At 32.4% G+C, this 20,642-nt stretch carries 14 protein-coding genes and 1 tRNA gene; 10 read left to right on the forward strand and 5 right to left on the reverse strand.

The features are described 5' to 3' along the window. From IKZ35_04680 to recJ, 5 genes are all read right to left on the reverse strand, one after another. A partial coding sequence (locus IKZ35_04680) for a leucine-rich repeat domain-containing protein (GenBank protein MBR4893255.1) occupies positions 1-625 on the reverse strand: 625 nt, incomplete at its 3' end. A 376-nt stretch (positions 626-1,001) separates the two neighbouring features. Beyond that, a tRNA-Leu gene (locus tag IKZ35_04685) sits at positions 1,002-1,084 on the reverse strand. A 74-nt stretch (positions 1,085-1,158) separates the two neighbouring features. Next, positions 1,159-1,611: a D-tyrosyl-tRNA(Tyr) deacylase gene (gene dtd / locus IKZ35_04690; GenBank protein ID MBR4893256.1), complete on the reverse strand. Its 453-nt coding sequence runs from the start codon at positions 1,609-1,611 to the stop codon at positions 1,159-1,161. Next, the gene (locus IKZ35_04695; protein MBR4893257.1) at positions 1,608-3,779 is read right to left on the reverse strand and encodes a bifunctional (p)ppGpp synthetase/guanosine-3',5'-bis(diphosphate) 3'-pyrophosphohydrolase; all 2,172 of its coding nucleotides are present in this window, start codon (positions 3,777-3,779) and stop codon (positions 1,608-1,610) included. Before IKZ35_04695 ends, dtd begins: the two co-directional genes overlap by 4 nt. A 7-nt stretch (positions 3,780-3,786) precedes the next feature. Then, positions 3,787-5,466 carry a single-stranded-DNA-specific exonuclease RecJ gene (gene recJ, locus IKZ35_04700; protein ID MBR4893258.1) on the reverse strand — a complete coding sequence of 560 codons (1,680 nt, stop codon included), beginning with the start codon at positions 5,464-5,466 and terminating at the stop codon, positions 3,787-3,789. 411 nt (positions 5,467-5,877) lie between these two features. Here recJ and IKZ35_04705 point away from each other — a divergent pair, with 411 nt between their 5' ends. The 10 genes from IKZ35_04705 (at position 5,878) to IKZ35_04750 (ending at position 20,124) form a co-directional block, all read left to right on the forward strand. Further along, complete coding sequence (locus IKZ35_04705) at positions 5,878-6,645, forward strand: ParA family protein (protein ID MBR4893259.1); 768 nt, start codon at positions 5,878-5,880, stop codon at positions 6,643-6,645. A gap of 5 nt (positions 6,646-6,650) precedes the next feature. Beyond that, entirely contained in the window at positions 6,651-7,499 is an 849-nt protein-coding gene (locus IKZ35_04710) for a ParB/RepB/Spo0J family partition protein (protein ID MBR4893260.1), read from the forward strand. 150 nt (positions 7,500-7,649) lie between these two features. Beyond that, entirely contained in the window at positions 7,650-8,927 is a 1,278-nt protein-coding gene (gene serS / locus IKZ35_04715; protein MBR4893261.1) for a serine--tRNA ligase, read from the forward strand. Positions 8,928-9,446: 519 nt separating this feature from the next. After that, positions 9,447-10,796 (forward strand): chromosomal replication initiator protein DnaA, encoded by a 1,350-nt coding sequence (gene dnaA / locus IKZ35_04720; GenBank protein ID MBR4893262.1) that lies wholly within the window; start codon positions 9,447-9,449, stop codon positions 10,794-10,796. 258 nt (positions 10,797-11,054) lie between these two features. Next, on the forward strand, positions 11,055-12,164 hold the full coding sequence (gene dnaN / locus IKZ35_04725; GenBank protein ID MBR4893263.1) for a DNA polymerase III subunit beta: 1,110 nt from the start codon (positions 11,055-11,057) through the stop codon (positions 12,162-12,164). Continuing rightward, complete coding sequence (recF, locus tag IKZ35_04730; protein MBR4893264.1) at positions 12,164-13,258, forward strand: DNA replication/repair protein RecF; 1,095 nt, start codon at positions 12,164-12,166, stop codon at positions 13,256-13,258. Before dnaN ends, recF begins: the two co-directional genes overlap by 1 nt. Then, entirely contained in the window at positions 13,259-13,528 is a 270-nt protein-coding gene (locus tag IKZ35_04735) for a DUF370 domain-containing protein (protein ID MBR4893265.1), read from the forward strand. It abuts the gene before it with no gap. A 29-nt stretch (positions 13,529-13,557) separates the two neighbouring features. Beyond that, positions 13,558-15,501, forward strand: coding sequence for a DNA topoisomerase (ATP-hydrolyzing) subunit B (gyrB, locus tag IKZ35_04740; GenBank protein MBR4893266.1), 1,944 nt, complete (start codon positions 13,558-13,560; stop codon positions 15,499-15,501). A 26-nt stretch (positions 15,502-15,527) separates the two neighbouring features. Continuing rightward, positions 15,528-18,020: a DNA gyrase subunit A gene (gyrA, locus tag IKZ35_04745; protein ID MBR4893267.1), complete on the forward strand. Its 2,493-nt coding sequence runs from the start codon at positions 15,528-15,530 to the stop codon at positions 18,018-18,020. 16 nt (positions 18,021-18,036) lie between these two features. Beyond that, complete coding sequence (locus tag IKZ35_04750) at positions 18,037-20,124, forward strand: glutamine synthetase III (protein ID MBR4893268.1); 2,088 nt, start codon at positions 18,037-18,039, stop codon at positions 20,122-20,124. Positions 20,125-20,642: the final 518 nt, after the last annotated feature.

Raw genomic sequence — 20,642 nt, forward strand, 5'->3', positions numbered from 1 at the left:
CTATACTTGTTACGCTATCTAGAATTGTATATTCAATTCGAGAATTCCCAGTAGGATATTGTATTAAGTATGTTTTATTTTTATTAAACAAGACTCCATCCTGAGAAGCAAAAACATCATTATCAATATCAACAGTTATACTTGTAAGACTTTCACAATGATAAAACGTACCATATCCTATACTTGTTACACTATCTGGTATGGTTATACTTGTAAGACTTGTACAAGAAGAAAACGCAGAACCTCCAATACTTGTTACGCTATCTGGTATGGTTATACTTGTAAGACTTTCACAATGATAAAACGCAGCACCACCTATACTTGTTACGCTATCTGGTATGGTTATACTTGTAAGACTTGTACAATAAGAAAACGCATATTCACCTATACTTGTTACGCTATCTGGTATGGTTGTACTTGTAAGACTTTCACAACGATAAAACGCATATTCACCTATACTTGTTACAGGGTATCCGTCAAGTGTTGAGGGTATTTCAATCGAACCGGATGCAGATTGATTACAATCTGTAATAGTAACCTCACCGTTTGATACAGAATAGGTTAAATCACCATATGTAGCTGCGCTTGCTGCAATTGGCAAAGCTGCAAGCAAGCCTGACAGCATACCAATAATCAGCAATAATCTAAAAATTCTTTTTTTCATTTACTATTCCTCCAAATAAAAAAGCGTATTTTATATCATTTATATTTCAGAATTAGCGTACTCCTTGTAAGAAAAAATTATACTTACCATATTGTAAGTATAATAGGCTAGCATGAAACATTATAGCATACTTTTCCAACATTTACAATATATTTTGCTCGCCGCAAATGAGCAATATATTTTCGCAGACGGAAAAATTACAAAGGGATGGTCGTCTGCCGTGAGGTTGGCAGACGGTCAGATATGCAGTAATTTGTGGAGTCAGTAAATGGTGTGCATCTGTAAAAACAAAAAAATCGAGTGTTCATAACTTCATACACGTTATGAACACTCGATATGGTACAGGTGACAGGAATTGAACCTGCACGGTTTCCCACTGGAACCTAAATCCAGCGCGTCTGCCAGTTCCGCCACACCTGCACATATTTAATTGTCTACCGACTATACCATTATACTACATATTTAATAATTGTCAATACTTTTTATAAAAATTTTTAATTAAGGTCGTTACTGTCCATAATTATTGTAACAGGCCCGTCATTTAGTATAGATACTTTCATATCTTTACCAAACTCTCCGGTTGCAACTTTCCCAGGAATAACAGTTTCTAAATATTTAACATATTCTTCGTAAAGATTTCTTGCTTTATCGGGAGGGGCAGCGTTTGTAAAAGACGGTCTTCGCCCTTTTCTTACATCGGCATAAAGAGTAAACTGGGATATAACCAACACTTCTCCATCAATATCGAGTAATGATAAATTCATTTTTCCCTCATTATCTTCAAATATACGAAGATTAACAGTTTTATCCACCATTTTTTTTATATCTTCTGTTGTATCCAAAGGGCCAACCCCTAAAAGAATATTAAGCCCTTTTCCAATCTTACCTTTTACATTGTTATCAATTTCAACTTTTGACTCTTTAACTCTTTGTATTACTGCTTTCATTTGTTAGTTCTTGACACTCCTATAACTTCTTTTATCCCTTTAATTCTTGATATTGCTCTTGATAATTTATCAAAAGAATCAATTTCAAGGGTAATATTTATTAACACAAGCATATTCTTTGCAGTTTTTGCATTTAACGCACGAAGAGGAATTTTTAGTTCGTTAAGCGCCAATGTTATGTCAACCAAAAGACCTGTTCTGTCATTGGCAGTAATAAGAAGTTCGGTATTATATGTTCCTGTATTTGTCTTAGCCCAGGAAACTTCAATAAGTCTGCTTCTGTCTCCGTCATTTTTTTCTATATTATATACACTCGCACAATCGCATCTGTGAACAGACACACCTCTGCCACGGGTAATATACCCTATAATTTTATCCCCTGGCACAGGATTACAGCATTTTGCAAATTTAATAAGACAATTATCAATTCCCTTAACAATAACGCCCGAGTTATTTTTGCCACTTGCCTTAGATGGCTTGGCAATCATACTTTCTATGTCTAACTGAATATTTTTCTTCGCATAGAAATCTTTTACTCTGTTCATAACTTTTTCTATAGAAACCCTGCCAAACCCCAAGGTTGCATAGAAATCGTCTATATGATTAAATGAGAATTTTTTAAGAACAAATCCTGAAAGTTCAGGCTGTGAAAATTCAGAAATATTAAGATTAAATTTCTTAAATTCTTTTTCTAAAATTTCTTTACCTTTTTCAACATTTTCTGTTCTGTTTTCCTTTTTAAACCAGGCATTTATCTTATTTCTTGCCTGACTTGTCTTAGCAATTTTCAGCCAGTCGTTACTTGGCCCCATTGTGTGGCTTGATGTTATTATGTCAACCACATCTCCGTTTTTAAGAGGTGTTTCAAGCTGAATGATTTTACCGTTTACCTTTGCGCCGACCATTTTCCAGCCAATCTGAGAGTGAATGGCAAAAGCAAAGTCAATAGCAGTTGCCCCTGCAGGAAGACTGATAACATCCCCTTTAGGAGTAAACACAAATACTTCATCTGAAAATAAATCTATTTTTAAATTGCTTATAAATTCTTTAGGATTTTCATTATCCTTTTCAATTTCCAATAGTTGCCTTACCCATGTAAGTTTATTATCAAGGGATGATGACCCCTCTTTACCCTCTTTATATTTCCAGTGTGCCGCAACCCCGAATTCAGCAGTTTTATGCATATCAAAAGTTCTTATCTGAATTTCAAAAGGAGTTCCGTTGGAACTTATAAGAGTAGAGTGTAAGGACTGATACATATTCTTTTTAGGCATGGAGATATAGTCTTTAAATCTTCCTGGCATTGGCTTATATAATTCGTGAGCAATACCTAAAACGCTGTAACAGTCAGGAATTGAATCAACTATAACCCTTATTGCGAAAAGGTCATAAATAGAATCTAAACTTCTGTTTTTGGTAAACATCTTTCTGTAAATGCTGTAAAAATGCTTAACTCTTCCGTCAATATTTACCTTTATTCCGTGTTCTTCTACTTTTTCTTTTATATTTTTCTTGATTTCTTCAAGCGCATTAAGTCTTTCTTCTCTTTTCTGGGCTATCTGGGAAGAAATTTCTTTATAGGCAACAGGGTCAAGATACATTAAGGATATATCTTCAATCTCCCATTTTACACTGTAAATTCCAAGACGGTGGGCAAGAGGAGCATAAATTTCCATTGTTTCCAATGCTTTTTCTCTTCTTTTAACATCCGGCATACTTTTCATTGTTCTTAAATTATGAAGACGGTCTGCAAGTTTTATAATGATAACCCTGATGTCTTTTGCCATTGCAAGAAACATCTTTCTTAAATTTTCTATCTGCTGGTCTTCTTTTGAAGAATAGGGAATTTTACCAAGTTTTGTAACCCCTTCAACAAGTTCAACAACTTCTACGCCAAACATTTTTTCCATTTCTTCGTGAGTAACGCTGGTATCTTCCAAAACATCATGCAAAAGAGCAGCAACAATAGTAACATCATCCATACCAAGGTCTACCAAAATCATAGCAACTTCATAAGGATGCTCATAATATGGCTCTCCTGACACTCTAAACTGACCTTCGTGTGATTCTTTTGCAAAAAAGAAGGCCTTTTTAATAAACTCACGGTTTACTTTCTTATTAACTTTTTCCATTTTTTCAATCAGTTTGTCAAATAAGATGTCTTCCATAATTTACTCACTTTTCTAATTTTATATCTTTAACTATTCCTTGAACTTTTTTATTACCGCGAAATTCGTTAATACCAAAGGTAAGGGCAATATATATATTATCCCCGCGTTTTAGAGAATTTGCTCTTAAACCTAACCCAAAGCCGACAGTTTCAAGTTCTTTATCGCCTTTTTTTACAATAAGCCTCATATGCTTATCATTTGAAAACGGATATGAATTTATAACCTTTGAATCTTTTATTAAAAATACAGGCTCACTGTTTCCCATACCGTAAGGCTCTAATTTTAACAGAAATTCTGCAAAATCAATATTTATATTACTTTCCTTTAACTCACAGTCTATCATAATTTCAGGATAAATTCTACCGTTTTTAAAAATTTCTTTTGCATACTTTTGTATTTCTTCTTTAAAAACACTTAATTTTTCTTCCTTTACGGTAAGACCTGCTGCAAGTTCATGCCCTCCGAACTTTTCAAGATTTTCCGATACTGCTTTTAATGCCTCGTATATATTAAACCCTTTTATACTCCTTGAAGAGCCTTTTGCAATACCGTCATTAACCGATAATAAAATACAGGGCTTATGATACTCCTCAGTTATCCTGGACGCTACTATCCCTATAACTCCTTCGTGCCAACCCTCTCCACTTAAAATAAGTATATCTTCCTTTAGTTCATCATCTTTTTCTATTTTTTCTTTTGCACTTATAAGTATCTCTTTTTCACATTCCTGCCTTGTCTTATTTAAATTATCAAGATATAAGGCTAACTCTTTCATTCTTAAGTTATCAGATGTTGTAAAAAATTCAACTGCGTATCCTGCGTTTTCCATTCTTCCTGCAGCATTTATCTTAGGAGCAATTAAAAACCCTATTGTACGCGCATTTATATCCTTATAACTTAATTCTGAAACTTCCATAAGTACATTTATATTCGGAAGTATTCCTTTTTTAAGACTTTCAATTCCATAATATGCAATAATTCTGTTTTCTGAAACAAGAGGAACTATGTCTGCAATAGTGCCTATTGCACAAATTGCAAGAAGCCTTTCATCAAAAAGCCCGAGAGCAGTTGAAAGTTTTAGTGATACTCCTGCTCCGCAAAGTTCTTTAAAAGGATATGTTGAATCCTTCCTTTTAGGATTTATAACCGCAACGCAGGACGGAAGAGAGTCAGGACAGGTATGGTGGTCTGTAATAATCATATCTATCCCTATATTTCTGGCATACTCTGCCTCATCAACCGATGTAATTCCACAGTCCACCGTAATAATAAGTGAGCCACCCATAGCCTTAATCTTATCTATCGCGTAAGAATTAAGCCCGTAGCCCTCTTTTTCTCTTTCGGGAATATAAATACTTACATCGCCGTAAACTTTCTTTACAGATAAATATAAAAGGGAAGAGGCAGTAACTCCGTCAGCATCATAATCGCCGTAAATAAAAATCTTTTCTTTATTTTTAATTGCATCTTTTATTCTTTCTACTGCTTTATCCATATCATTAAGAAGAAAAGGGTCAAAAAGATTAGATAAAGAGGGGTTTAAAAAATTATAAACCTCTTCTTTTGTATCTATATTTCTGTTAACTAAAATTCTTATAACACTCTCATCAAGCCCTGTTTCTTTTTTTAAAAAGTTAATAAGGTCAATTTTACTGTTATCAGAAACCCATCTTTTCTTAATCATCATAAACCTCACAGTAAAACACAGTCTTTATATATAAACAATATTTTACACATTTTTATTTTTAAATATATTATATATTTTTTTATAGAATTTGTAAAGAAAAATGTATATAATTTTAACAACCTGTAAATAATACAAATAACCTCACAAATACATCAACCAATAACCCAAAAAGAAGAAAGCATTTATTGTCGTTTTTTATAAAAAAATGGCTTAATGATGCTTTTTTCTTTTTGTTTTTATCCCTATGTTTCACGTGAAACATTTTTAAAAAAATTTTTAAAAAAACCTTTATTTTTTTAACCTTTTATGCTATAATAAAATAGCGATTTAGTATAAGTTTATTTTATAGTTTTTATTGATTTTTTTAATATAAAAGTCAGTTGTTTTTTTAAGAAAAGTGGTGAAAAAATGGGCAAAATTATTTCAATAGCCAACCAGAAAGGCGGAGTTGGCAAAACTACTACGACGGTTAATTTAGCGGCGTGTCTTGGAAACTTAAATAAAAAAGTTTTAATTATAGATTCAGACCCTCAGGGTAATGCAACAAGCGGTTACGGAATTGATAAAAATGCTTGTGAGTTTAATTTATACAATGTCTTGATAGAAAAGACGGATATTAAAAAATGTATTATCAAAACAGATTTTAAAAATGTGAGCATCTGTCCTTGTAATATGGACTTACTTGGTGCAGAACTTCTTATAGACAAAGAGGTAAACAAAGAATACATATTAAAAGAAGCGTTAAAACCTGTCAAAGAGGAATATGACTATATTTTAATAGATTGTCCTCCTTCTTTAAATTATATTACACTAAACGCTTTTTGTGCGACTGACAGTGTTTTAATACCTATACAATGCGAATATTACGCATTGGAGGGAGTATCTGACCTTACAACAAATATAAGAATAATAAAGAATACCGTTAACCCTCAAATTGAATTAGAGGGCATACTTCTTACAATGTTTGACACAAGGACAAACCTTTCAATTATGGTTGCCGAAGATGTTAAAAACTGTTTTCCTGATAAGGTATTTAAAACTGCAATCCCTAGAAACACAAGGCTTGGAGAAGCCCCAAGTTTTGGCCAACCTATTATATATTATGATAAATATTGTAAGGGTGCAGAAAGTTATACATTACTTGCAAAAGAAATTATAAAGAACAACAAGAGGTGAAATAAATGGCTTTAAAAAGAGGTTTGGGAAAAGGCTTATCAACAATGATTAACACAATAGAGCCAGAAACAGATAAAAATGTTGTATCCCAACTTAATATAATTGATGTAGAACCAAACAAAGAGCAACCTCGTAAAAATTTTGATAAAGAAGCACTTGATTCTCTTACAAGTTCTATTAAAGAAATAGGCGTTATTCTTCCTATAATTGTAGTAAAAAAAGACTCGGGAAGATACCAAATAATAGCCGGAGAGAGAAGATGGAGAGCGGCAAAACTGGCAGGTTTAAAAACAATTCCTGCAATTATTAAAAATTATGAGGAAAAAGAGGCTGCAGAAGTAGCGCTTATTGAAAACTTACAAAGAGAAGATTTAAACCCTATTGAAGAAGCAAAAGGATATAAATCTTTGATAGACGGTTTTTCAATGACTCAGGAGGAAATTTCAAAAAGAGTGGGAAAAAGCCGTTCAGCAATTACCAATTCCTTAAGAATTCTAAATTTACCTGAGAAGATAATAAAATATCTTATTACAGGGGAAATTTCTCAGGGGCACGGTAGAGCGTTACTTTCGGTTAATGATGATAATTTAAAAATTGAATTAGCAGATAAAATTATAAAAGAAGGACTAAATGTCCGTCAGGTTGAATCACTTGTTAAAAACATTTCAAACACCAAAAAAGAAAAAGTAAAAAAGATGACTCAACTTGATATTGAAATAAAATCAATAGAAGAAAGAATTTCAAAATCTCTTTCAACAAAGGTAACTATTAAACACGGAGCAAAAAAAGGGAAAATTGAAATAGAATATTACGGAAACGACGATTTGGAAAGATTACTCAAATTTTTAAGATAAATGGAAATAACTGGAAAAATATTGACCTTTAAAATTGATTTCTACAAAATTTATTTTAAAAAAATGATAAAAGATATTAAAATGGGGTAAAATTCATTATAACTTAATTTTAAGCCTTATAAGGCTATAACGATTTTTGGAGGGTTTTTTATGTTAGATATAAGACTAATCAGAGAAGATAAAGATAAAGTTATTGAACTTGTGGCAAAAAAAGGAAACGATGTTTCAAATGAAGTTAACAAGGTTTATGAACTTGATTTAAAAAGAAGAGATATTACTTTTGAAGTAGAAGGTTTAAAGAATAAACAGAATATTGTATCAAAAGAAATTCCTAAACTTAAAAAAGAGGGAAAAGATGTTTCATCTATTTTAAATGAAATGAAAGAACTTTCAGATAAAATAAAGAGTATGGATGTTGTTTTATCTGAAATTGACGAAGAATTAAGATTTAACCTATTAAGAATTCCAAATATTCCTAATGAAAATGCACCTGTCGGTTTTACTGAAGAAGAAAACATTGAGGTTAGAAAATGGGGAGAAGTAAGAAACTTTGACTTTACTCCAAAAGCACATTGGGATATTGGAAAAAATTTAGATATTTTAGATGCTGAAAGAGCAGCAAAGGTTACAGGTTCGCGTTTTACATTTTATAAAGGTTTAGGCTCAAGATTAGAAAGAGCAGTTATTAACTTCTATCTTGATACTCATAATGATAACGGATATGTGGAAATATTCCCTCCATATATGGTAAACCGTGCATCTTTAACCGGTACAGGCCAATTACCTAAATTTGAAGAAGATGTTTTCAAAGTAACAAACGATGATTACTTTTTAATTCCTACAGCCGAAGTACCTGTTACTAATTTATACAGAGATGAAATATTAAACGGAGATGATTTACCTATTAAACACGCTGCGTATTCTGCTTGTTTCCGTTCAGAAGCAGGTAGTGCAGGAAGAGATACAAGAGGACTTATAAGACAGCATCAGTTTAATAAGGTAGAACTTGTTAAATTCACTAAGCCTGAAAATTCATACGACGAACTTGAAAAATTAACCAAAGACGCAGAATATGTGTTACAACTATTAAAACTACCTTACAGAGTGGTTGACATTGTTACAGGCGATTTAGGGTTTACAGCAGCAAAAAAATACGATATAGAAGTATATATGCCTTCATACGAAAGATATGTTGAAATATCTTCCTGCTCAAACTTTGAAGATTATCAGGCAAGAAGAGCAAACATTAAATTTAAAGATGAAAATAATAAGAAAGCACAGTTTGTACACACCTTAAACGGTTCAGGCGTTGCAGTGGGAAGAACAGTTGCCGCAATTTTAGAAAACTATCAGAATGCTGACGGGTCTGTTACAATTCCTGAAGTTTTAGTACCTTATATGGGTGGAATAACAAAAATCACACTTTAATTATTTGTTAAAAATGATGAATTTTTAATGTAAATTTAGTTATTTTAACGAGGATAAAATTCATACTTAAATAATAACAAAATTTTAGTTAAAACCCTTGAAAATGGCTTAATATAAACACATTATAAAAAAGAAAAAGTTACGGTAAAAATTATATTATGTAAACCATAAAAACAGCGGGAAGCCTTGATACTATGTACTTAGAACTTTTCAACCGTTTTTTTATGAGTTTTCAACAATTTCTGTTGAAAACCCATTAAAACACACTAAAATCAATAGTTTTAACTTAAGTAATAACAGATTTACATAATATTGGTTATTTTGAAGAATTTTGTAAAAAAATGTAAACTTATTGATAATAATTATTAATTTTTCTATAAAAGTGCATTATTAAAAGATTAAGGTTTTAAACAGTATTTTAAAAAGTTTTAAACAATTTCTGTTGAAAACTCGTAAAAATACTATAAAATAAGGGTTTTTATATGTTTAAAAGAAATTATACGAAAGGAAGTTATTAAAATGGCAAATATCACAGACTTCTGGGATAATCTTCTTGATATGATAGAAGAAGAAGGAAAGCAGATTTCGCCCCTTGGTTTTAATACATGGGTTAAAACTATCAAGCCTTTTGATATTATAGATAATAAACTTATTTTATCAGTTCCTTTAGATGTAAATAAAGAAATGATAGAAAAAAGATATTTTACACTTATAAAATCAGCAGCAGTTATTCTTGATTCTAAAATCAGTGATGTTTTAATAGAACTTGAAGAAAACTTAGTTAACTTTAAAAAAGAAGAAAAAGAAACAATTATAAATATAGACGATTCGTTTTATAAAAAATCAAATCTTCAGAAGAAATTTACTTTTGAAAATTTCGTTATAGGGGAAAATAACCGTCTTGCATGTGCTGCTGCCCAGTCAGTTGCAAAAGACCCCGGAAGAGCGTATAACCCTTTATTCTTATACGGAGATGTTGGTCTTGGAAAAACTCATCTTATGCAGGCTGTCGGTAACGAAATTTTAAAGAAGAATAAAGACTCAAAGATTTTATATATATCATCAGAACAGTTTGTTAACGATATGGTTGACAGTATCAGGGATAACACTATAAACGAATTTAAAGAAAAATACAGAACTTTAGATGTTCTTATGATAGATGACATTCAGTTTATAGGCGGAAAAGAAAGATGTCAGGAAGAATTTTTCCACACATTTAACCATCTTATTCTATCCGAAAAACAGATTATTATAACATCTGACCGTCCTCCTAAAGATATTTCAAAACTTGAAGAAAGACTTCGTTCAAGATTTGAAGGGGGGCTTACATGGGATATTAAAAAACCTGACTATGAAACCCGTTTTGCAATACTTAAGAAAAAAGTTCAGAATGAAAGTATAAATATTGATGATGAATATATTGAAATTATTGCTAAAAAGGTAAAAGATAATATCAGGGAAATTGAAGGAGTTTTAAACAAACTTATCGCTTATTCAACACTTTCTAATGAAAAGATTACAAAAGATTTACTAAACACAATTATAAGCGATATAGAAGATTCCAAACCTAATAAAGTTCTTAATATGGATACAGTTATTTATGAGGTTTGTAAATTCTATGATGTTGACCCTAAAATTATAAAATCAAGAACAAGAAAAGAAGATATTTTAATTATAAACCAGATTATAATGTATGTTATGAAAAGTGTTCTTGATGTATCATTATCAAAAATCGGTGAAAAAATGGGTGGAAGAAGCCATTCAACCGTTCTTAGTTCTCTTACTAAGATAGAAGAAAAAATAGAATCAGACGAAAAGTTTAAAAATGAAATAGAAGAAATTATAACCAATATTAAAAATTTGTTTTAGAATAATTTTAAACTTTTAGACAGTTGAAAATTAAAATTTTGGTGTTTAAAACTAAATTTTAAACATCGTATGTTTATAAAAAATAAAGTTTTAAAAAAGATATAAACATATAAAAGTCTTTAATATAAAGGATAATTTAACTTTTAAACAAATGAACAATTACTATAACTAATAATAGTAATAATAGTATTTATTTAATTATTAAAAAGATATATTTTAAATTACATATTTATTTATATATGAAAGGAATGATAAATAATGAAATTTACTTGTGAAAAGCACACTCTTTTAGAAAACATCAATGTTGTATTAAAAGCAGTATCCAGTAAATCAGCAGCGCCTATACTTGAAGGTATATTAATTAAAGCAACAGAAGACGGAAATATTAAACTTTTAGGTAACGATTTAAAAATTGCTATCGAATCAAATTTAGAGGGAGAAGTAATAGAGGCCGGGTCTATCGTACTTAATGCTAAAATTTTATATGAAATAGTTTCAAAACTACCTGAAGGTATAGTTTCAGTTTCAAGCGATGATTCTTTTAAAACAAATATTGAACTAAACTTTTCAAAATATGAAATTTACGGTCTTAACCCACAAGATTTTCCATCTGTTGAATATAAAGATTCAGATGTAAAAATATCTATTGATAAACAGAAAATGAAAAATATTATAAGACATGTTGCTTTTTCTATCGGAACAGATGATAAAAAAATCACACTAACAGGTGCATTGTTTGATATAAAAGACGATATTTTAAAAGTTGTGTCTTTAGACGGTTACAGACTTTCATACAGAAAAGTTAATATAGAAAGCACACTTATTTCAGAATCTTTTATAATTCCTGGCAAAACATTAAATGATTTATCAAAAATTATAGACGATGAAGAAGGAAATATTGAACTTTGCTTTACAGGAAACAGAGTTAATATAAAACTTGGTAATATTATAATGTATTCTAACTTAATTGACGGTGAATTCTTTAATTATGAACACATTATTCCTACAAACAGCGATATAAAAGTTATTGCTGATACTAAAGAAATGGTAGATTCTATTATAAGAAGTTCGCTTATTATTACACCTGATGTTAAAAGTCCTTTAAAATTTGATATTTCAGACAATCAGATTTATATGTCATCTATTACTAAAAACGGTAAAGCAGAAGACACAGTTTCATGTGAAACAACAGGCGGTAAACTAACCATAGGCTTTAACCATAAATATCTTCTTGATGCTTTCCGTGCATGTGATGCAAAGAAAATTAAAATGGAATTTACATCATCACTTAATCCGCTTGTTATAAAAGGTGTTGATACAGATGAATTTATTTATCTTATCCTGCCTTTAAGACTTAGAAACGAATAATGATACTTAAAAATTTAAAGTTAAAAAACTTTCGTAATTATAAAGAACTTGATATTGACTTATTTGACGGAATAAATATATTTTACGGGGAAAATGCTCAGGGTAAAACCAATATTTTGGAAAGTATTTATATTTTTTCTTCATCAAAATCTCACAGGGGAGTTAAAGATAAGGAACTTATTAACTTTAATGAAAAAGAAAGTGAAATAAGTATTACTTTTGATTCCCAGAAAAGGGAGCAGTCTGCCAAGTTTAATATTTATAATGATAAAAACAAAGTACTTACAATAAACGGAATATCCCGTGTAAACCAAAAAGCATTATTCGGGATATTCGGTACGGTTATTTTTTCTCCTGAGGACCTTAATTTAATAAAAGGGACACCTGAGGAAAGAAGAAGATTTATGGATACCGATATATCTCAGGTAAGGCCGGAATATTTTAAAATTCTAAGAGATTATAAAAAGGTATTAAATCTTAAAAATAATTTACTTAAAAGCAGTGAAATTGATACTTCTCTTTTAGATGTATATGACGAGAAGTTATCTAAACTTGCAGCAAAGATTACTATTTGCCGTTTAAGGTTTACAGAGAGGATAAATATCCTTTCTGATAAGGCATTATTTTATATTTCGGATAAAAGAGAAAACTTAAATATTAAGTATAAAGCAGGTATTAAAGGTAAAATAAGCCTTAGCGTTAAGGAAATTGAAGAAAAATATTATAAAGAGTTTAAAAAGATAAGAGAAGAAGAAATATTAAAAAAAGTTACACTAATCGGACCTCAGAGAGATGACCTTGAATTTTATTTAAACGAAACGGATGCTAAAATTTATGCATCTCAGGGTCAGCAACGCTCAATTATTCTTTCTCTAAAACTTGCAGAATTTGAGTTTATGAAAGAAGTTTTAGGCGAAAACCCTGTTCTTCTTTTAGACGATATTCTTTCTGAACTGGATATAAAAAGGCAGAATAAACTTCTTAATTTTATAAGAAGCAACCAGACAATTATCACCTGTACGGATAAAGATTTATATGAGAAAATAAAGTATCCTTATAAATCATATTTTGTTGAAAACGGAAGGGTTAAATAAATGTTTATTCATTTGGGAAAAGATTATACGGTTAATTTAAAAAATATAGTTGCTATATTTGATATAGAAAATACCTCAGTGTCTAAAATCACAAGAGAGTTTTTAGTTGATATGAGTAAAAAAGATAAAGTTAAATATGTTAACGACGATTTGCCTAAATCTTTTATTTTGGTAAAAGAGAATAAGGATAGTTACATATATGTATCTTCCCTGTCAAGTTCAACACTTAAAAAGAGGGCATATGAGAGAAAAGGAAATTTTGAAAATTAGTAGTAATTTTCAAGAAAGGATTGATAAAAATGACAGAAGAAATTATTGGATATAATACCAAAGTTGAAGAAACCTATGACGAGTCTCAGATACAGGTATTAGAGGGGTTGGAAGCAGTAAGAAAAAGACCCGGAATGTATATAGGCTCTACATCTATAAGGGGTTTACACCATCTTGTTTATGAAATAGTTGATAATGCTATTGACGAAGCATTGGCAGGATACTGTAAAAATATCAGCGTTGATTTAAATAAAGACGGAACAGTTACGGTTTCTGATGACGGTAGGGGTATTCCTACGGGTATTCATCCTAAAATGGGTATATCCACATTAGAGGTTATATTCACAAAACTTCATGCCGGAGGTAAATTTGGCGGTTCAGGTTATAAAGTATCAGGCGGACTTCACGGAGTTGGTGCTTCTGTTGTTAACGCTTTATCAACCTATCTTGAAGTTAAGGTTTTTGACGGAGAAAATATCCACTATCTTAAATTTGAAAAAGGGAAAGCAGTTGAGCCTACCAAAATTATAGGTAAAACTGACAAAAGGGGAACAGAGGTTACTTTCCTTGCCGACCCTGATATTTTTGAAGAAACATATTATGATTATAATACATTATTAGACCGTTTGAGAGAACAGGCGTTTTTAAACAGGGGTATTAAAATCATATTTACTGACAACCGTAAAGAAGAGATAAAACAAAAAACTCTTCAGTATGAGGGTGGAATCAAGTCTTATGTTCAGTATAACAACAAGGGTAAAACACCTATTCACGAAGAGATTATCCATGTAGAATGCCAGAAAGGCGATACTTATGTTGAAGTGGCAATGCAGTATACCGATTCATACAGCGAACTTATAACAAGTTTTGCCAATAATATAAGAACAACCGAGGGTGGATATCACGAAATAGGTTTTAAAGCAGCGCTTACCCGTACTATAAACGATTACGCCAAAAAAATGAATATACTAAAAAAAGACGATACCGAACTTTCAGGCGAAGATGTAAGGGAAGGTTTAACAGTTGTAATAAGCGTTAAAGTTACCGAAGCACAGTTTGAGGGGCAGACAAAAACAAAACTTGGTAACAGTGAAGTAAGGGGTATTGTATCCTCTTTAATTACTGAAAAACTTGGCGATTTTCTAAACGAAAATCCGCAGGTATCAAGAATTATAATTGAAAAAGCGCTTACAGCATCCCGTGCAAGAGAAGCAGCAAGAAGAGCAAGGGATACTGCAAGAAAAACACCTCTTGGAACAAACTCACTTCCTGGTAAACTTGCAGACTGTATAGTTAAAGACCCTACCAAAACAGAAGTCTACATAGTCGAAGGAGACTCTGCAGGAGGTAGTGCGAAAGAGGGTAGAGACAGTAAGTATCAGGCAATTCTTCCTCTTTGGGGTAAAATGCTTAATGTAGAAAAATCAAGAGCAGACAAGGTTTACGGAAACGATAAGTTAAAACCTGTTATTCAGGCGCTTGGTACAGGTATAGGCGAAGAATTCAATATTGAAAAATTAAGATATGATAAAGTAATAATAATGGCGGACGCCGATGTTGACGGAGCGCATATCCAGACTCTGCTTTTAACCTTTTTCTTCAGATTTATGAGAACACTTGTTGAAACAGGGCATATATATCTTGCAAAACCGCCTCTTTATAAACTTTCAAGAGGTAAGAAAAGTTTTGTTGCTTTCTCTGATGAAGAAAGAGACAGAATAAGCGAAGAGTTAAAAGACGGAGATGTTAATGCTAAAGTAGACATTTCAAGATATAAAGGTCTTGGGGAAATGAACCCTGAAGAACTCTGGGAAACAACTATGGACCCTAAAAACAGAATTTTACTTAAAGTTACATTGGAGGATGCCCAGAAGGCTGACCAGATTTTCAGTATTCTTATGGGCGACGAGGTTGAGCCAAGAAGAGAATTTATAGAAGAAAATGCTCAGTATGTTACAAACCTTGATGTTTAAAAACTTTTTGAAAGAGGAATTTTAAAATGGCTAATGAAAAAAATGAAAAAATAGATTCTCATTTTGAGGAATATTTTGATACACAAACTATTGTTAATGTTGATATAGAAAAAAGAATGAAGGAAGCATTTATCGACTATGCGATGAGTGTTATAGTTTCAAGAGCGCTTCCTGATGTAAGAGACGGTCTAAAGCCTGTTCACAGAAGAATTCTTTATTCAATGCACGAAGAGCATTTAACATATGATAAACCTTTCTTCAAGTCAGCGACCACAGTCGGTAATGTTATCGGTCGATACCATCCGCACGGAGATGCTTCTGTTTATGATGCAATGGTTAGACTTGCTCAGGACTTCTCTATGAGATATATGTTAATTGACGGGCATGGTAACTTCGGTTCAGTCGACGGGGACCCTCCTGCTGCTTACCGTTATACCGAAGCAAGAATGAGCAAGTTATCAAATCTGATGCTTGAAAATATAGAAAAGAATACTGTTGATTTTGCACCTAACTTTGATGAAAAAAGAGTAGAGCCGACAGTTCTTCCTACAAGGATACCAACACTTTTAATTAACGGAAGTTCAGGTATCGCTGTTGGTATGGCAACAAATATTCCGCCACATAATCTTAGCGAAGTTTTAGATGGAGTTATCGCGCAGATAGATAACCCTGATATAACAACCGAAGAACTTATGGAATATATCAAAGGCCCTGACTTTCCGACTTACGCTTCCATTATGGGAAGAAGCGGAATAAGAAGCGCCTATGAAACAGGCAGAGGAAAAATTATTGTCCGTGCCAAAACAGAAATAGTAGAGAAAAAGAACGGTGGATATTCAATAGTCATAACAGAACTTCCGTATCTTGTTAACAAGAGAATGCTTGTTGAGTCTATTGCAAACCTTGTAAAAGACAAAAAGATTGACGGGTTATCTGATATTGAAGACCATTCTTCAAAAAGAGCAGGTATAAGAATAGAAATATATCTTAAAAAAGAAGCCAATCCACAAGTTGTGTTAAACCAGCTTTATAAATACTCAAGACTTCAGGATAGTTTCTCAGTCAATATGATAGCGCTTCAGAACGGAAGACCGAAACTTATGTGCTTAAAAGAAGTTATAAGCCACTTTATTAAGTTTCAGGAAGAAATCGTTACAAGAAGAATTAAGTTTGACCGTGAAAAAGCATTAGCAAGAATGCATATCTTAGAGGGCTTAAGAATTGCGCTTTCAAATATTGACGAGATTATAAATATTATAAGAAATTCTTATGACGATGCTAAAGAAAGACTTATAGAAAGATTTGAATTTTCAGAAATTCAGGCGCAAAGCGTTCTTGATATGAGACTTGCCCAGCTTCAAAGATTAAACGGCGAAAAAATCGAAGAAGAATATAACGAATTAAGGGCAAGAGTAAATGAATTTGAAAGTCTTTTAGGGGATAGGGGCTTATTATTCGAGCAGATAAAGAAAGAACTTAACGAAATTAAAGAAAAATACGGTGATGAAAGAAGAACCGAAATCACATTCGATTATTCTCAGATTGAAGATGAAGACTTAATCGAAGAAGAAGATGTTGTTATCACAATGACTCATACAGGTTATATAAAAAGGCTTAAAACCGATACATACAGAAGCCAGAAGCGTGGCGGACGAGGTATTTCGGGTATGGCAACCAAAGAGGAAGACTTTGTGGAACAGATATTTACCACATCTACTCATAACTTTATTTTATGCTTTACCAATAAGGGAAGAATGTTCAAGATGAAAGGATATCAGATTCCTGAAGCATCAAGAACTGCCAAAGGTATGCCTATTGTTAACCTTTTAAGCCTTGACCCTGAAGAAAAGGTAACAGCAACTATTCCGATAAAAGAGTTTGACGACGATTCATACTTAACAATGGTAACAAAACTCGGAACAATCAAGAAAACAAAACTTTCAGAATATAACTCCAACCGTTCAGGAGGTCTTAATGCTATCGGCTTAAATGAGGGCGATGAACTTATAAAAGTTGAAATCACCAACGGAGAAAATGATATTGTCCTTGGAACTTCTTTAGGTAATGCAATAAGATTTAACGAAAAGGATGTTCGTCCTATGGGAAGAACAGCGCACGGTGTAAGAGGTATTAAGTTAAGAGACAATGACTTTGTTGTAGGCGCCTGTCTTGTAACTGATGAATCAAGACTGTTGGTTGTTTCTGAAAACGGTATGGGTAAGCGAACCGAACTTTCTGAATATAAAGTTCAGACAAGGGGCGGTAAAGGTATAAGAACCTATAAAATCTCTTCTAAAACAGGTAATGTTACAGGTATTAAAACTGTTACAGATAATGATGATATTATGCTTATCACATCAGAGGGCGTAATTATAAGAACTGCAGTTGAAGATATTTCCACTTTGGGAAGAGACACATCAGGTGTTAAAATTATGAAATTAAAAGACGATGTAAAAGTTGTGTCTGTTGCAGTTGTTGAAAAAGAAGAGGAAGAAACAGAAGAAACAAATGAAATTTAAGGAAAGGGTACTTACGATGATAGATATTCCTAAATTATACGCAAGTATGTGTTTTAATGATAAGGTAATGAAAGAAAGATTGCCTGAAGACGTATATAAATCTTTAAAGAAAACTATGGAGCAGGGCAAATCTATTAACCGTGATATTGCCGACGTGGTTGCAAATGCCATGAAAGAATGGGCAATAGAAAAGGGCGCAACCCATTATACCCACTGGTTTCAGCCTATGACAGGGATAACTGCCGAAAAACATGACAGTTTTATATCCCCTGCAAAAGACGGTAATATTATAATGGAATTTTCAGGCAAAGAACTTATAAAAGGGGAGCCGGACGCATCATCTTTTCCGTCAGGGGGCTTAAGAGCGACATTTGAAGCAAGGGGTTACACAGCATGGGACCCTACTTCATATGCATTTATAAAAGACGATTCCTTATGTATTCCTACTGCTTTTTGCTCATATACAGGGGAAGCGCTTGATAAAAAAACTCCTCTTTTAAGGTCAATGGAGGCAATAAATAAACAAGCCTTAAGAATTTTAAAATTATTTGGTAAGGATGAAAAAAGAGTTCTTACCACAGTGGGCGCAGAGCAGGAATATTTCTTAATAGATAAAAAATATTACGATTTAAGAAAAGACTTAATGTATACAGGAAGAACCCTTTTTGGTGCTAAACCGCCTAAAGGTCAGGAAATGGACGACCATTATTACGGTACAATAAAGCCAAGAATTTCCGAGTATATGAAAGAACTTGACTTAGAACTATGGAAACTTGGAATTTTGGCAAAAACCAAGCATAACGAGGCAGCACCTGCCCAGCATGAACTTGCACCTATATTTACAACTTCAAATATTTCCACCGACCAGAATCAACTTACTATGGAGGTTATGAAAAAAATTGCCCAGAAGCATGACTTAGTGTGTCTGCTTCACGAAAAACCTTTTGACGGGGTTAACGGAAGTGGTAAGCATAACAACTGGTCTATCTCAACTGAGTCTGGAATAAATCTTTTAGAGCCTGGAGATTCTCCTCAGGATAATGCTCAGTTCTTACTGTTCTTAGCAGCAGTTATAAAAGCAGTTGACGAATATCAGGACTTACTAAGAATCTGTATCGCCTCTGCAGGTAATGACCACAGATTAGGTGCAAATGAAGCACCTCCTGCAATAGTTTCAATGTTTTTAGGCGAAGAACTTACAGAAATTTTGGAATCTATCCTATCAGGCGAAGAATATCAGGGCAAACAGAATGTGCAGATGGAAATAGGTGTCCATGTTCTTCCTAAGTTCCCTAAAGACACTACCGACAGAAACAGAACATCGCCTTTTGCTTTTACAGGCAATAAGTTCGAGTTTCGAATGGTAGGGGCAAGCGAATCTATCGCATGTGCAAACTATATGTTAAATACAATGGTGGCAGAAGAATTGTGCCAGTTTGCAGATGTTTTGGAAAATGCAGACGATTTTAAAAAGGAACTTGATAAACTTCTTAAGAAAATATTTAAAGAGCATAAGAGAATTATCTTTAACGGAAATAACTATTCTGACGAATGGGTTAAGGAAGCGGAAAAAAGAGGACTTCTTAATTTAAGAAAAACTCCTGATGCCCTAAAATGCTTTAACGATAAGAAGAATATTGATTTATTTGCAAAACACTCTATTTTTACAGAGAGCGAAATTTTATCAAGACAGGAAATTCAGTATGAAAACTATACTAAAGTTATAAATATCGAAGCACTAACCATGTCAGATATTATAAGAAAAGATATTCTTCCTGCAGTAAGTCTTTATCAGAAAGAGTTGGCAGAAACTATACATAGTAAAAAGAATGTTTTAAAACTGATTCCTGTAAACTATGAAACTAAAACTTTAAAGAATTTAGCAGAACTTTCTGACGAACTTTTAACAAAATGCGAAAAGTTAGAAGAAATGATAAAAACTCTTAAAAATTTAGAGGGAGCAGAAAATAAAGCATTCTTCTCATCAGAAACTATCGTTCCGTTTATGGAAACAATAAGGGAAATTGCTGATGAGATAGAAGTTAACACTTCGGCTGAGTATTGGCCGTTTCCGACATATGGCGAACTACTCTTTGGCGTATAGTAAAAAGCTTAAAAAAAGCGCCTGTTAAACTAAAAAAGCCACTCGCAGTATCTTAAATACAGCTTCGGGCTTACGGGTAATAATCACTTTTTGGTGATTATTACCCTTTTTTAGTTTAACAATCATCTTTTTTATAAACTTTTTACAAGAGTATAGAAATAGATAAAAAGACGGTTCTCCAGTCTTGAAATAATATGACAATAGAATCGTCCCTTTGCCTCTCGATGTATCACATACACCTTCGGTCATTTTGGTTAAATCCAAGAAATTTTTCCTATCCGGCAGATGTTAAAATTCCTCGGACCATGCAAAGCAGAGGGGGAATAGTAAAGGGTATACATATGTATATAGAATAATTATAGGTGCAAGGCCGTTAATGAAATAATGAATAAATCGCAAAAGCGATTTATGAAATTTAATGCTTTGCATTTTTAACCAAAATGCCTCTCGATGTATCACATACACCTTCGGTCATTTTGGTTAAATCCAAGAAATTTTTCCTATCCGGGTATCACATA

The sequence above is a fragment of the Clostridia bacterium genome, assembly GCA_017554615.1.
In the GTDB taxonomy this organism is placed as follows: Bacteria; Bacillota; Clostridia; order UMGS1840; family HGM11507; genus SIG450.